Origin of the sequence: Gimesia alba, from assembly GCF_007744675.1 — a bacterium.
GTDB lineage: Bacteria > Planctomycetota > Planctomycetia > Planctomycetales > Planctomycetaceae > Gimesia > Gimesia alba.
In genome coordinates this window covers 3,677,948-3,693,207 of record NZ_CP036269.1, presented here as the reverse complement: position 1 = coordinate 3,693,207, position 15,260 = coordinate 3,677,948, and the positions used below count along the sequence as shown (strand labels likewise).

Sequence of the window (15,260 nt, the reverse complement as noted above, 5' to 3'; positions counted from 1 at the left end):
AAATGCTTCATCTTATTTTTGTTTCTCAGAAGTTGCTTGTTTCTTTTCCACACCTTGATTGCGGGCTAATCGACGAAAATAGTCAGCTAGAATATCTTCGTAGCCGGGAGGAAACCCTTCCGTACGAGACTGGAGAATTTTCTCGCGCTGCTTGGGGGTCAAATCAGCCCAGTTGCGTCCTTTTTTATCCGGTGCCCGCAACTTTCCCTGACCACCGGGGCCTTTTCCTAATGTAGACTGGTTTGCAGCCCGGGTCGGATTTGCTCCCGCTGCTCCACCACCGCCACTCTTACACTGCTTTTCCAGCATTTCCACCAGCAGATCCAACCGCGAAATGATTCGGGGCTGCGTCGTCTTGACCGGCTGTTTCGTCTGGCCTTTGTCAAAATCGGTAATCACCGACTTTACATCGGTCTGGATATTTTTAAACGGATCTTTTAGCCAGGCTTCATCACGGACCATCGATAAATGATCTTTCTTTTCCGGCACTCTGATTGGCGCAGCTTTACCCGGTACTGTCTTTGGTTTCACCGCTTCAATCGATTTCTCTTGTGCTGGCGCAGAATTTTTTTCCGCACCATTCACGTGCTGTATCAGCACGCCGGAAAGAATCTCTACACAGGCAATCAATGCCAGGCATCCGAGTAACGTTGGTATTTTAAAAGAAAGCCGTTTCATTATTCGCCTCCTGTCAGACAATCAGGACAGGTCATGCTGTGTAACCGCCCGGTAATCGAATCGATCTCTTTTTGTCGCGTGGTCAGTAAATTAATCCGTTCCTGCAGCGCCGTTTCTGAGATCTGTTTCTTGTCAATCTCCCGATCCAGTCTCTCTGTCCGCTGATGCACCGAATACTGCATCCAGCGTAACATTTTGACTTCGGCCAGCAATTTATTTCGATTGCCTTTACAGCCTTTGCATTGACCGCCCCCTTGTTTATTGGATGGCCGCGACGCTTCGATCATGGCATCCAAGAGTGCTTGCAGATCAGCTTCAATCTGTTTCTGATCGTTGATCATCTCTTTGTCGGCTTTGCTATGCAGTAATCCTTCATTCACAAATTCCATCTGTTCCTGAACGGCCCCCAGGGCGATCGGCAGCACCAGGCTAAACTGGGTCAGCTCACAAAGCTCGATTGCTTCCATACAGAGACCGATGATTTTTTCTTCCGACACCGACAACCGTCTGACCGCTACCAAGGCCTGTTTTTGCTTCTGCGCCACACGATCCTGTAGTTTAGTCGTCACATCTCGAATCTGCTTCTGCTGCGTGATCATATCCTGCAACTGGTCCATCACTCGCTGACGCACCAATGCCTCGACTTCACTGCGAAGCTGATCTTCCAGTTTTTTCGTTTCCAGCTGTGCTTTGCTGAGTTGCTCGATCGCTTTTTTCTGGTCCTTTGAGGCGGGCTTCGGCTTGGATTCTCCCAGGCTTTTGCAAGCGCCCCCCATACATTTGCCTGCCCCCGCCAGAGAATTGCAGATTCCCTTGGAACCGGCACCAAATTCGCGTAACTGCTGCTCCAGATTTTCAGCCGATTTCTGGTTGCGTTGTTCGCTGGTCTCCAGCGCCTTCAGCTCTTTTTTGTTTTCCTGCTTCTTCTGCTGATCCAGCGTATTCGAGAGCTGTAATTCCTCTTTTTTGAGTAATTTGTTCAAAGTCTCGCGCGAGTTAATCAATTTCCGCAGTTGTTCCAGCTTCAGTTCCAGACCAATGTCCGCCGTGAGTAATAGCTTTTTCAACTCTTCCAGCAGAACCAGAATTTCTTTCTGTTCCTTGTTGGCCTGATCCAGTTTCAGATTGTCCAGCATCTTGGATGCTTCGCCCATTCGGTCCAGAATCAACTGTTCGCGTGCTTTGCGCAAGCCTAATAAGAGCCGCGCCGCATCTTCAGGCTGCGATTCCTGGATCAGTTTGGAGAGCCGAAACATGCGTTCTTCCAGTTCCTGCATGTGCGCTTTCGCTTTGTCCTGTTCAAACTGAATCCGTTTCTGTGGCGCAATTTTCTCTGCTGATTTGTCTGCCTCTTTGGAGACGGTTTCTGTTTTGTCTGCTGCATTCGCTGATAAGAGCAGTGTCGAACACGCCACGAAAAACGCGAGTCCCATCACAGTCACTATTTGCCTTTTGTGCATTTCCCTCACCTCCATAACAGGGGGTCATTGAAACCAACGGCAGGTTTCACTATTTAATTATCGAAAATGGAATCGACCTGTTTCTTCTTGAGCTCTTCGGTCTTTTCTTTGACGAGTTGTTCCAACTTAATCACGGCGTTCAATTGATTTACCACATCAATAAAACTGTCCCACTGTGCCATGTTATTCAAGATTTTATCTAATGACTCTAAGATCTGATCCTGACGCGATGTAATCTGTTCTATCGGGTCAGGGGACTCGCTTCGTAACGTTTCCAGCGACTGCCTTTGCTGTTCCATCTCCCGCTGATGCAGACTTTCCAAAGGCTTAAGCACTGATTGCTCGATCAATTGATAAGTTTCTTCCCCTCCCAGTTTGTTCAATTTCATTTCTTCCACAGAACCATTCAAAGCATGGCTGACCTGGCCCACTTCGCGACGGACCAATTGATGTTGCCGCATCCACTCGGCCGCCTGTTCCAGACTCGTCGCCTGTTTTAAATTGTCTCTTAGCTGTTCTGCCTGATCCCGGGCTTTCCGCAAACGGGAACGCAATTGTTGTTGTCGTAACAATATTTCACGAAACAGCTCTTCTGGCTTCACAACCCGAAAGACCAACTGCCGCGAACTCGTTTTCTGAATTCCGGTATAACAATTATCTTCTGCATGACTCTGAAACGTGATCACCGCCCCCGGTTTTAATTTCATCTCTGCAATCGAAACCTGTCGTTCGTCATCAATCACCGTCTCCACCGCGGGATCGGCGGGGCCATACACAGGATATTCCCGTTGATTCTTTATTTTTACGGGCGCCGTTTTGACTGTTTCTTTCGCGTTCTCCCCCTCTGTCTCTGATTCCGCTTCGGGCTTCTCCCTTGAATCGGTTCCGGAGAAAGGCAGCATCGATGTCATGCCCACCAGTCGAACCCCAAAATCATCACGGGCAATAATCGAAAACGGGATCGTCGCTTCGGGCGTAATGCGTTGCCGTACTCCTGAATAACGAAAACTCAATCGTGGACTGCGATCCGGCTGCACACCGATTGACACAGGTCGGGGATGCGAATTAATTTCATGTTCTGCAGAGTGCAATGTCAGCTTGAAACTGACTGGTTTATCATGCGTCCACGTTGTTTGAAAATGCGTACCATCTGTACTCTCCCATTGTAACGAAACGTCCTCAGAATCAACGTCAATCTGGCGGACTTTGACATTTGTCGTTAATTCCAACGTGACTTCCGATTGAGGTAACAGCCTCACATTTCCCTCACTGGCAGAAAAATGTGACACAAATGGTTCTGACAAACGAGGATGCGTCGCTTTGATCTTCAAATCCGTAATCCGCGGACGATCAATGGGAACAATCTCAAACGGCTCGGTCGCGGCATCGCCGCCCCAGGCATAGGCTTTCAACGGTAACTGCAGGGGAGGCAGTTCATACCGGAAATCGCCCGTCTGAAACCGATTCATCGTGATTGTTTCACTCTCGCCGTCTTCGCTTTGCAGATACAGCCACACGCTTTCCGTAGTCTGTTCTTCGTCTTCCGCTTGCACCTGCAATGTCGCGGTTTCACCACGCGGAATGATCCACTGTCCGTCTTGAAGCCCGACCACTGTTAAATGCGTATTTCGTGGCCAGGGTTCATTCGAACCGAGCAACCACCGCTGACTCCACAATCGCGCCGCCTCAGGGAGAACAACCACAAAGCAGATGGGAATCAAAATCGCAGCCAGCAGCGCCAGTAAGCAGCGTTTCGTATGCCGAGGGTCGATCGAGTCTTGAAACGGAAATTGACTGAGTCGCTGATAGTTTTCCTGTACAGCCCGCTCAATCATCGGCTCCGACTGTTCTGTTTCCGCGAGATGCGTCGGCAGTTGTAACACACTGGCAACACGTGGCGCAATCGCCTGCTCGGGTTTCACTTTTTTGGTTCGATCGATCAGATTTGCAATTTCAATGGGAGACAGCGAAACCCGCAGTGGCTGATAGACGTACTGATAGATCAGATAACCGACCACGCCAACGCCCAATAACAGATACAGGCTCCGCGCCACCAGACTCAGTTCCAGCCACCAGTCAAACAGCAGTGACAAACAGCCCAGCCCCAACAGCGCCAACAAGATGCGGGCCGTCGCTTCGAGCAGTGTATGCCGGCGCAACGCACTCCCCACGGTTTCCAGTTTCCCGGAAATCGCGGTTTGTAACGCTTCGAACTCATTCGACTGCTGAACGCGGGACATAAACGATTCACTCCAGTGACACATCAAAGCCGCCCTAAATCAGGCGGCACCATTTTCGTAGAATCCACTCGGAAACCAGTAAACCAAAAATCAAGATATAAAAAATTGGGGCATCCCAGATCTCCTGACGCTCTTCCAGCAAGCGGGAGACCTGCTTGATCTTGAACGCATTCACAATCTCGTCTGCTTCCGAAATCTGATACACGCGGCCGCCTGTCGAAACCGCCATCGTCTGTAAAAAGGCTTCATCCAGAGCCGGGTTTTCCAGCTCTTTATTCGGAAATTCCACTTTGATCGGCATTGTCGCTGCTTTGACCGTCGCACCGGCGGCCTCATCACCTAACCAGACACGCACAAAATACGTTCCCGGCTGGGAAACCGGAAACGTTGTGGAAAAGTCTCCGGCTTTATTACCGGCGTTCAACGTTAATGGAATCGGCTGATCGTCGCCTCGTTCCACTTCACCATACAGACGCTGCAAACCGGGCTCCATCTGAGATTCATCCAGAAAACGAGCCACGATCTTTGCCTGTCCCCCCGGTTGATAGGTCGCCTGGGGTGTGGAAAGCCGAAACGGATAATTCCCCCCCAGTTGCTTGCTGCGACCGGCTCGATCGACCACGCGTGCCCAGAAGCCATCAAAAAACTGCTCGTCCATATAACGCCAGCGATAGGTACTGTCGAAACCGATAAAGATCGACCAGCCAGGCCCCACGCGTTGGGAGGCGATTAATACTTCCTGACCATATTCATTTCGCATCCGAGGATCTGCGTGCACCGCAAGCACTGTCGCACCCGGCTTGGCTTTCGTGACTGGAAAATGCCAGAACATGCCGGGCAGATTTTTCAAAGCCTGCTCATTCGCCTGTCGATCCGTTGAAAAGGTAAAGATGGGATCCTGAAAACCCTGATCGGTCACATCCAGTTTCCAGGGAGAACGAGCACTCAAGCGGATTTGCACCTGCGACCGGAACAACCCCGGTTCCCGGATCACGGGCAGCAGATTCAACCAACTGAGTGAAGGATCGGACTGGCGATCGAACATCTGGGCCGTCTGCATTTCGCCGGCAATATACACCAGACCGCCGCCCGCTTTGGTAACGAAGTTCGTCAACAAGTCAGGGAAGTTCACCGGCCATTGTGTCGGATCGGGATCATACAAAATCACGCAGTCGTAATCATTCAACTCTTCCTGGGTCACCGGCAGGCGGCGGATGGGTAAGTCGCCCGGATGTTCGTACGTCTTATCCGCGGCCATCAACCAGGAGGAGAGATTAATCTGTCGATCGCGCAGAAACGTGTTTCGCAGGAACTGCACTTCAGGAAATGTCGAACCGGCAATGAACAGCACATTCAATCGCTGACGGATCACGCGGACTTCCGCCGAGGCCAGATTATCATCTTGAGAAATTTCCGGACCGGTATCCATCAGTTTTGCGCGAAACTCCAGCTTACCGGTTTTCGTTTCGCTAAATTGATATGTTTTGGGCTGTAACTGACCATCCAGATTCAGCACGATCTCTTCGCGTGCAAATTCCTGCCAGGGACCGCCGTTGCGGCGTTGTTCAATCAGCAGCGTCGCGGACTCGGCCTGCATGCCGCGCGACTCGATATGCACGGTCAGCTCATTCGTATCCTGTACAAATACCACCGGACTGGCTTCCAGTTGGCTGATCGCGGCGTTCCGCGGTCCATCGGTTGTTCCCACGCCGACCGTCACCAGTGGTACGCCTTCATCGGAGAGCATCTGCAACACTTCTTCAGGCGGTTCCCCCGCCGTCGACTGACCGTCGCTGATCAGCAACACTCCTGAGAGCGGCATTCCCGTATACGACAGCAGCGCCTGACGGAGCGAACTGGCAATCGCCGTTCCCGTGCCGCCGGTCTTCCATTCTTCAGTCAGCTTTAGTGATTCCGGATCGAACTTGTCCGAAAACCCATGCAGGTGCACCGTCCGCGTCCCGTCAGCCGTAAGATCTTTGACAAACGATTCATTGATTAGTTTTTGCGCCAACTGCATCCGGTTCATTTGACGCAACGCATCGGTATTGGCAGACATTCCCAGTTTGCGCGAAACGTCCATCGCTTTTTCATCATCTTTCCAGGCGTCTTTCAAGGACATCGACAGCGAAGTATCGAGCAGAACCAGCAGGTGCGAAGGAATCTTTTCCTCTTTACTGAGCACCAGAATCGGTTCCAGCAACATCGCCACCACCAGCAGCAGAATCGAAACCCGAATCGCATACAACAAATAGCGACGCCCTGCGGGAACCTGTTGCGCATCCCGCTTGTAAAGCCACCAGCCACCAGCAACGAGCACCAGAATCCCGGCAATCAACAGCAACATCCAGTCCCCGGTCGGCAGCCCCACCCATTGAGCGGACCAGTGGCCGCCTTCGGTCCAGGACGAAGATTGAACGCCAAACAGGATTTCCAGAAACTTACTCAATGTCGCATCTCTCTAATTACCGCCGCCGACCGATCCAGGTCGCCAGCATACTTTCTGATATTAAACATCCCAGTAACAACACCGCCAGATACCGCCACAATTCGGTCCCGTCTGTGGACAGGTCCATTTCTTTCCCCTGGTAGCGAATCAACTTTAACGGCATGCGCCCTAAAAACTGCTGCAAGGCTTGCTCATTCAGTTTTTTCTGCAGAGAATCTTCCACATTGGCGTTAATCGCAAACTTCTGTGACTGGTCACCAAGCTGCGTATCCTGCCACGTCGCTTCCACCACTCCCGCAAAGCGAATCGGGGCGGAACTCAACATCGTTTTTGTTTCATCGATCGTCCCGAAAGTAATCTCACGCGGGCTCAACTCCCGATCCAGCCAAAGTAAATCACCCGATTTGGGTGGGGTGACTGTTTCCAGTTCAAAGTGAATCGGCTCCCCCGCGATTAAATTCTCACCACGCTGAATCTCCGCCGCAATCTCCTGTGCCGCGACACGCATCGCCAGCACAAAACTCGCTTCCGCCGGCCAGTCGCTCCAGCTTTTGTCTGCAGTGGTTGTCCAGAACAACACGCGCCCCTCACCAAACCGTTTCTCAAGCACCGCTGGCGACTGCTGCGCATCATTCCACCGTGCCAGCACGCGTACCTGCTGCTGGTCTGCGTTGGGATCGAGGGTCACATCCGCAAAGCGGCGGGGCCGGACCCGGCTCAACAGTTCTGGTGTGAGTCCTTTCAGCATCTCAATGGGCGAATCGGCAATCGGCTCGATCACCAGCCCTTGTGACGATAAATCTTTAATCTTATGGATCCGGGCGGGGAGGAGACCTTTACCCCCTTTGAAGAGTCTCTCGTTATACAATTCCAGATCGCATTGATCGCCGGCGAAAATCATCAAACCCGTTCCCAGCGATACCAGTTCTTCCAGCTCCTTAACACGTTCTTTCGACAATTGATCGACGTTCGCCAGCACGATCAAATCGGGAGCCGTGAGCAGTTGAGTCTTCCAGGTCGAACTTTCCGCCTGCGTCACCTGCCAGTTAGAATTCCCGGCGGACAGTGCCAACGCCAGAAAATCGGTCTCACTTTCAAACGGATTCAGTCCCGGCTCTCCATCGACGAGCACTACATCGACCATTTGACGCACGTTGATAATTTTGTGCTGAATGTTATCTTCCAAAAGCTGATCGTTAGGAATACTCAACGAAACGACATGCTGCCCGGCCTGATCAAAGCGCACACTCACCGGAACATTGACGGTTTTTTCAGCCGGAATTTCAGGTAGTGTCACCGGCGTCACATTTCCATCAACGGTCAGCAACGCCTGTCCCGACTTCAGCGGTTCTCCCCCGGCGTTCTCAATCACCGCCGTCAATTTGACTTCCTGATCCACCAGCGCAATCCGGCTGTCCAGTTCCAGTGAATGCAATACCCGGTTGCCCGCAGGTTCTTCTCCAATATCGATGAACCGTACGGTGACTTGTTCCTGCGACCAGCGGTCAAACAGATCGCGGACTTCGACCGTCCAGCCAGCGGCCCACAGGTCGGTAACGATGATCACTTCTTTGACGGGAAATGTTGCTTCCTGAAGCTGCCGATCAATGTCTTCCAGTGTGGAAATCCAATGGCTGGCCATCTGACAGTTAGACAGCTCATTAATCCGCGCAATGAGTTTGTTTGTTTCATTCTCTTCCAGATGACTCATCCGCACCAAGGGCTGTGCAGGGTTTGACGCCAGTACTACGGAAACGGAATCTTGCGGCCCCAGTTGATTCAGCACCTGCCGGGCCGCATTTTTGGCCCGTTCAAAAGCCGGCTGTTCCCCCGTCTGATAGGACATACTCAGTGAATCATCAATCACGATCACCCGGCTGGCGCGACCTTCGACCGCCAGGAATCCCGCCAGATTCGTCCCGGAACTAATCGGACGAGCCACCGCCAAAAACAACGCCAGCACTGCCAGCGTTCTTATCGCTAACAATAACCATTGTTCCAGTCGCAACCGACGTTTATTCGTTTTCAGCGTTAGTTTCAGATATTCCATCGGCGCCCAGTCCACGCGGATAAACCGTCGCCGGTTTAACAGGTGGATAATGATGGGAGCCGAAGCTAACACGGTTCCCGTCAATAAAAGGGGGGCCAGAAATTGCATATATGTTCTCGAAATTCTCTTTCCGTTTTTGTGTTGTTTATTGATCAGGGGCAGGGGAGTTCGCGGTCACACTTTCTGTTTTATTATCATCACCAGACTGACTGCCCAAGGACGACATCCTTCCCCGGTGCGTTTTTGCGCCAGCAAACTGGCGGTTATGCAAATAACTACTCAAGACGCCCCCCAGATTGTCGTCGGTCATAATCTGCAGGTAATCAATGCCGCAGTACTGACATCGCTGACGCGTTTCCTGGATGAACTCTTCCATCGCCGCCTGATATGCCTTGTGAAAGGCCCAGGGTTCCGCGAAGATTTCTTCCTCGCCTTCGATGTCTTTGAAGATCACGGAATCCTTGAAAGGCATCTCCACTTCATCGCGATGCAGAATATGCCCGACGATGATTTCATGACCGGCGTGTTGTAATTTCCCCAAGGCTTCATAAAAGGGATCGAGAGGCGTCAACAGATCGGACAGTACGACCACAACTCCGCGGCGGTGAATCTGATCGGCCACTTGCGATACTGCCGGACCGATATCCGTTTCGCCCTGCAGTTCAATCTGCTGCAAAACTTCCTGGAACTTTGCCAGATGCGAGGGAGTACTCCCGGTTCGCAAATCCTGCTGTACCCGATCATTTAGAATGGCCAGCCCGACGGCATCCCTCTGCTTTAATAGAACTGCAGACATCGAAACCGCAATTGAAGCCGCACAATCGAATTTAGAAAATGTGGGCTCACCATAGGCCATCGACTTTGAGGAATCGACGATAAATACCGCCCGCAGATTCGATTCTTCTTCGAAGCGTTTGATATAAAACCGGTCCGACCGCGCGTACGCTTTCCAGTCCAGATTTTTCAAATCATCACCGGGCGTGTAACTGCGATAGTCGGCAAATTCCGGAGACAAGCCGTGCAAAGGACTCCGATGCAAGCCCGCAATCGAACCTTCTACCGGCTGACGTGCTTTGAAGCCAATTCCCGCGATCCGTCCGACAATCTCAGGATTTAAGTATTCTTTCATACTGTCCATCCTTTCCTGCCGCACTCTGATGTAATGGAGTTTCTTCGATCAGTTTTTCGATCACGGTATCCGCGGTCTGTCCTTCCGACTCGGCGTTGTAAGACAGCACAATGCGATGCCGCAACACCGACTTCGCGACGGCCTGTAAATCTTCGACCGTGACTTCCGGTCGACCGTAAAGAGCGGCTCTTGCTTTTGCAGCCAGTATCAAAGACTGACCACCACGCGGGCCTGCGCCCCAGAGGACCCAGCGGTTGATAAATTCGGGAGCATCTTCACTGTCGCGACGCGTGGCACGAATTAAATCCATCGTGTAGTCCACGAGGAAATCGCTGATGGGCACACGCCGGACGAGATGCTGTAGCTCAAGTACTTCTTCTCCCGTTAATGTCGCCTCGGGCTCAACAAGATCATCGCCGGTGACCGTTTTATAGATCAACCGCTCTTCATCCCGCGTCGGATACTTGACGATGATCTTCATCAAAAACCGGTCCAGTTGCGCTTCTGGCAGAGGGTAGGTTCCTTCCTGCTCAATGGGATTCTGTGTCGCCAGCACAAAGAAGGGGCGGGGGAGTTGATAATGTTTGGTCCCGGCCGAAATATTCTTTTCCTGCATGCCCTGCAGCAGAGCGGCCTGTGTTTTAGGTGGCGTCCGGTTGATTTCATCCGCCAAAAGCAGATTTGTGAAAATCGGACCTTCGATAAATTTGAATTCGCGCGTCCCGGACTGCCGATCTTCATAAATGACGTCGGTCCCGGTGATATCAGCGGGCATCAGGTCGGGCGTGAACTGAATCCGACCAAAATCCAGCGAAAGACTTTTTGCCAGCGTCGAAACCAGCAACGTTTTTGCTAACCCGGGTACCCCTTCCAGAATACAATGCCCGCCCGCTAAAATGCTGACCAGAAGCTGTTCGACCACCTCATCCTGACCAATCACGACAGTGCGGATCTGTTCCCGAATTCGTTCCTGGGCCGCTCTCAGCTTTTCCAAAGCCGCCATATCTGGTGCTGTTTTGAGTTCTGACAAGATTCACTCCCCGTTCTACCCGCTTATTTGGCCGGTTACTATCGTTAGAAATTCATCGTTGATAAATCGGTAAATACTTGTAAGGCAGCTGCATGACAATGAGCGCCACGCTGGTCCCGAACACTGGTCCGACTCCATCGCCGTTCCAGCTTCCATTCGACGTCTGAGATTTAATCAGACTGTCCCGCTGGCCGGGAAAGTACGCATTCCAGTAATCATCGCCTGCCTGATAAAACGCCTGCGCGGCGTAAAGGTTCAAATAAAAATAGTGCCCCGACTGAAACCCGTTCGTTCGATTTTTAAACTGGCCGTAAACATATTCCATGCACTCCTCAGCCAGGGGAGATTCATATTCGCCCGCTGAATACAGACAGGTAATCGCAGCCGCGGAAATCGGTAAGCGGGTATCGTTGCCTGAATGATAGGAATAGCGAATACCGCCTTCTGGGGTCTGACAGAGTTCCAGATAACGGACAGCGTTTTGAATGGTCCCTTTGGGAACGGTGAAACCGGCGTTATGTGCCGCGCGGAGCCCCTGCATCTGTGTGACGGTCACACTTCCTTCATCGCCTCCGCCGGGAGTATAGATCCAGCCGCCTAACGGGCTCTGTCCCGATGACGTTAACTGAATTCCATTTTTGACGACTTTTGCGATCCGCGCACGTACCTTGGCATCGGTCTCCATGCCGAAGACACTGGAAAGGAAGAGTAGCGAGAACCCATGCCCGTACATCGGACGTCCGTTCTCCGAACCGGCGGCGATCAAGCCGTTATCCTGTGCCTGGCTGAGCACATATTCTGTCGCTTTCCGCACCTGATCGGCATACGGCCCACGGCTGGGCGTATTTCCATTCGCCAGAAAAGCAATCCCCGCCAATGAGGTCATCGAAACGGGGTAAGTACTTCCATCTTGCGTGGTCTGAAAACTGCCCGAGGCGGTCTGCTGCTTGGCCAGATAATCCAGGCCGCGCTGTATCGATTTCACTGCAGCCGGCGTCATATGTTTAGGCAGAATCTCTTCCCCACTCACTCGATGCGGAAAGCAGAGAGAAAACACGCACACAAAACAGAATGTCATCTGTAGATAATTTCTCATTTGACGCCCGTTATTTTTCGAAAAAGTCTCACTCGATTGAAAAGGTTACTTTCACGACCGCGGAAATGGGAACTGGCTTAAACAGGGTCGAAGGTTGCTCATCACTCTCCTTCTCACTGGCATTCGTGACGCCCTGCGTAATTCCATAGTTATAAACAACCGTAGATCCCCCTCTGGGAGTACTCCCCTGTCCGTTAATCGAAGTCACTTTTCCCAGCTTCACTCCTGTCAGTTGCGCCAGTTTCTCTGCCTGTTCTTTGGCGTTTTCAATTGCTTTCTGATAGGCGGCTTCTTTCAGTTTTTTTACATTGGTGACTTTAAAAGTCGCCATGGTATTCCGCGCTTTCGAACGATCATAAACTCCAGGAATGGGAGGCGTGGTATCGTTTCCAATCACGACACCCGCATCCTTGCCCGAATCGACGATACGAACAATGGTTTCCAGCAATTCCTGCGTGCTGAGCTTCTCGATGCCCGTCAATCGCAGTTTCAGCGTTTCCGAAACAGAAAGCTTCTGAGACTGCGTATTATTCACAGCCATGCCTTGCATCATGGCCTGCATCTGGCTGGCATTGAGTGAAGAATACAGTGACATGCCATCTTCTACGATGACCAGCCCCGGAATCTTCAGATTCTTGAACGCGGTTTCGGCGCGGCGACGATTCCCATGAAATTTGGTAACCGCATCTCCGGCCAACTGTCCCTGGCCAATCACCATGCCGGTGAGCTCCACAACGGAGGGTTTGGCTTCCACGCTTCCGACTCCGACTACCGTAATGCCTTCTCCCTCTGCTGCAGAGACCGAGATCGCACTCACTCCCCCAAAGACGATTAGCGCCAATGAGAACAGAAAAAAACGTTGCATCAGATTGGATAGACCACTCATACTAAATTCCATATTCCTGTTTTGAAGATCATTGCTGTTTTCAGGGACCTGATTTCTCATTCCCTGATGTCGGAAGAGATTTTGCAGGCTTGGCAGTGGGATAGGCGGTGACCGCCTGGTTCGATACGCAAATTACGAGCCCCTTGCGGAGTGCAATCGCCCCTCCCAGAGAAGTCTTATCACTTCCCCGATAGATATTTAAAATGTCGCCATTTGTCTTAGAAATTTCAAAGATTCCCCGACTGGTAAACACCCAGGCCTCTTCTGGTGCCACCAGGGCACTCAAGCCACCAGCGGCGACAGGCAGGGAAACCGCCCAGTTCAATCGATGCGATTTGCGATCCAGGGCTTCCAGTTCTTTGGATAACAGATACACATTTTTTTGATCGAGACCGACAATCTGTGCCGATTTCTTAATCGGACGCTTCCATACCAACCGTTTCTCTGCCAGATTCAGCGCATAGACTTCGTCCGCCCCCGCTTCCTTAAAGTAAACCAGATTCTGGTCCCGAAATATCTGACCTTCGCTGTGTAATTCAGTCTCTTCAGGCACGGCTGCATAATAGTAATGCGTGTTCGACTGATTCACTTTATAGGGATATCGAAAAACCCAGTTGATGCTTTTGGTGGGAATCGAAATTTCAAACAAGGCGCCATTGTTCGTCAGAACCAGTAAGTTGTCTCCTTCTTTCTGTAACAAGGGAATCGGCATTTTTTCCCTTCCGTTGGAATTACTGGTCGAGACCGCAGCTCCCAGTTTGAGAGACCACTCTTTTTTCCCCGTCTTTAATGACAGACAGTTTAACGTGAGTGATTTATTGTTCTGCAGATGTGAGACCACATAAACATGGCCTCCCTCTACCAGAGGCTTTGAAAGATAACTTTCATTCGAAACATTGGAGGTCCAGAGCTGTTTCCCGGTTGCCCCATTGTAGGCATATAAGCGATAACGTGCCCGATAATGGTTCATCTCTTTTTTGGGAATCAAAGTCGCCAGTACAATATCATTTGCAACGGTGATCTGGTATTGGGCCGGATTCGAAGACTGATGAAAACTGTAATTGCTAAAATGTGTTCCCAGATCCTGGAATTTATCTGTCCTCCAGACTAATTTCCCGGTCTGCAAATCAACACCAAAACAAACGCCATAAAAATTGAAGTAGGCACGCTTCTCATCCACTGCCATGGGAGGCACAAAGGTCTCATAGGATTTACCGCGGCCATAATAGTTTCGTCGGGAATTCTCAATCGCTTGAACCATCGTCTTGTCCAGATAGGACAATTGCCACTGCGGCTTCACTTTTTCCTGAGGCAGCTTCAACGGCTGTTGGAGTAGATTTGCCAGCTGATGATGTTGCGGAGCCGCAGCAGATGGAGTCTCCGCACCTCGGGGAGTCAATGCTTGTAAATAAGGAACCGGATCAACGTCTTCGCCGCCGAGTCTGATTTTTTTACCAGGGAACTGCTGCGAAATCACCTGGATCGTTGCAGCCGCCTGTTCGGTCTGTCGGCTCCGTATTAAGGCCAAAGCATATTTGACATTCAAATCGATCTCAGAAAGATTCGTATCGGGATGGTGATCTAGAATCGATCGCCAGAAACGAGCCGCTGGAACAAATTCCCCGCGTTCAAAAGCGTCGTTTCCCAACAGGTCGGCGACATCATCGCCGATGGATGTCAAAAAGTATTGCGAATAAATCTGCTTCGCTTTTGTGATTCGATCGGAAGTCAACAGACCATTTTGAGCCGAAAGATCTTCAAACTGTTTTTTTGCCTTACCATCAAAAAAGAGACGAAATGCTTCGCGTCCTTCAGCAGGCATCGAAACCAGCGCCATAAAAATACGCTGTTCCGCATCGACCAGAAAACCATCTTTCGTCGGCAGTAGCGGGGATGTGGACTTCGTCTCCGACAGCTCCTTTAGTGCGGTTAAGGCTTTTTCCCACATCTGATGGCGAATATAGCGTTCATAGTCATCAAGCAGATTGAGCTTCTTTTCATCAACCGAGATGCTGAAGCCCGGCATCTTATGCGGCGAAGAAGTAGTGTCCCCCGCATCAACGGCTCCCCCGCCGACAGGAACCGGAACCGCGAATACCTGTGCCTGTAATGTTTCTGTTGTTACCAATGCAGAGCACAGAATTCCCAGACAGAGACTCCCGATAAAGAATCGTCTCTGTTGAGTAGATTGTGAATGCGCACCTATAGTAAACATAATCCATCCTTAGTTTGGAATGGGCCT

Annotated in this window: 10 protein-coding genes; all 10 read right to left on the bottom strand. The window is 51.2% G+C overall.

Translation table 11 applies throughout. The features are described from left to right. Positions 1 to 12 precede the first annotated feature (12 nt). Positions 13 to 678, bottom strand: a complete 666-nt coding sequence (locus Pan241w_RS13860; RefSeq protein ID WP_145216672.1) for a hypothetical protein — start codon at positions 676 to 678, stop codon at positions 13 to 15. Then, entirely contained in the window at positions 678 to 2,138 is a 1,461-nt protein-coding gene (locus Pan241w_RS13855) for a hypothetical protein (RefSeq protein ID WP_145216669.1), read from the bottom strand. The genes Pan241w_RS13860 and Pan241w_RS13855 overlap by 1 nt, the downstream gene beginning before the upstream one ends. Positions 2,139 to 2,191: 53 nt before the next feature. Then, positions 2,192 to 4,378, bottom strand: coding sequence for a hypothetical protein (locus Pan241w_RS13850; protein ID WP_145216667.1), 2,187 nt, complete (start codon positions 4,376 to 4,378; stop codon positions 2,192 to 2,194). A 34-nt stretch (positions 4,379 to 4,412) separates the two neighbouring features. Next, positions 4,413 to 6,827, bottom strand: a complete 2,415-nt coding sequence (locus tag Pan241w_RS13845) for a vWA domain-containing protein (protein ID WP_145216665.1) — start codon at positions 6,825 to 6,827, stop codon at positions 4,413 to 4,415. Between the two features lie 16 nt (positions 6,828 to 6,843). Then, on the bottom strand, positions 6,844 to 8,985 hold the full coding sequence (locus Pan241w_RS13840; protein WP_145216662.1) for a BatA domain-containing protein: 2,142 nt from the start codon (positions 8,983 to 8,985) through the stop codon (positions 6,844 to 6,846). Positions 8,986 to 9,022: 37 nt separating this feature from the next. Next, on the bottom strand, positions 9,023 to 10,006 hold the full coding sequence (locus Pan241w_RS13835) for a DUF58 domain-containing protein (RefSeq protein WP_145216659.1): 984 nt from the start codon (positions 10,004 to 10,006) through the stop codon (positions 9,023 to 9,025). Then, positions 9,984 to 11,009 carry an AAA family ATPase gene (locus Pan241w_RS13830; RefSeq protein WP_145223398.1) on the bottom strand — a complete coding sequence of 342 codons (1,026 nt, stop codon included), beginning with the start codon at positions 11,007 to 11,009 and terminating at the stop codon, positions 9,984 to 9,986. Before Pan241w_RS13830 ends, Pan241w_RS13835 begins: the two co-directional genes overlap by 23 nt. A 79-nt stretch (positions 11,010 to 11,088) precedes the next feature. Further along, positions 11,089 to 12,114, bottom strand: coding sequence for a prenyltransferase/squalene oxidase repeat-containing protein (locus Pan241w_RS13825; RefSeq protein ID WP_198000516.1), 1,026 nt, complete (start codon positions 12,112 to 12,114; stop codon positions 11,089 to 11,091). Positions 12,115 to 12,160: 46 nt separating this feature from the next. Next, entirely contained in the window at positions 12,161 to 13,018 is an 858-nt protein-coding gene (locus Pan241w_RS13820; RefSeq protein ID WP_198000515.1) for an SIMPL domain-containing protein, read from the bottom strand. 40 nt (positions 13,019 to 13,058) lie between these two features. Further along, positions 13,059 to 15,233 (bottom strand): PQQ-binding-like beta-propeller repeat protein, encoded by a 2,175-nt coding sequence (locus tag Pan241w_RS13815; protein ID WP_145216652.1) that lies wholly within the window; start codon positions 15,231 to 15,233, stop codon positions 13,059 to 13,061. Positions 15,234 to 15,260 lie beyond the last annotated feature (27 nt).

Bases quoted from the DNA above. Each gene is read 5' to 3' on its own strand.
- Pan241w_RS13815 (WP_145216652.1), bottom strand. From the start codon at position 15,233: ATGTTTACTATAGGTGCGCATTCACAATCTACTCAACAGAGACGATTC.
- Pan241w_RS13850 (WP_145216667.1), bottom strand. From the start codon at position 4,378: ATGTCCCGCGTTCAGCAGTCGAATGAGTTCGAAGCGTTACAAACCGCG.
- Pan241w_RS13860 (WP_145216672.1), bottom strand. From the start codon at position 678: ATGAAACGGCTTTCTTTTAAAATACCAACGTTACTCGGATGCCTGGCA.
- Pan241w_RS13830 (WP_145223398.1), bottom strand. From the start codon at position 11,009: ATGGCGGCTTTGGAAAAGCTGAGAGCGGCCCAGGAACGAATTCGGGAA.
- Pan241w_RS13820 (WP_198000515.1), bottom strand. From the start codon at position 13,018: ATGAGTGGTCTATCCAATCTGATGCAACGTTTTTTTCTGTTCTCATTG.
- Pan241w_RS13855 (WP_145216669.1), bottom strand. From the start codon at position 2,138: ATGCACAAAAGGCAAATAGTGACTGTGATGGGACTCGCGTTTTTCGTG.
- Pan241w_RS13825 (WP_198000516.1), bottom strand. From the start codon at position 12,114: ATGACATTCTGTTTTGTGTGCGTGTTTTCTCTCTGCTTTCCGCATCGA.
- Pan241w_RS13835 (WP_145216659.1), bottom strand. From the start codon at position 10,006: ATGAAAGAATACTTAAATCCTGAGATTGTCGGACGGATCGCGGGAATT.
- Pan241w_RS13840 (WP_145216662.1), bottom strand. From the start codon at position 8,985: ATGCAATTTCTGGCCCCCCTTTTATTGACGGGAACCGTGTTAGCTTCG.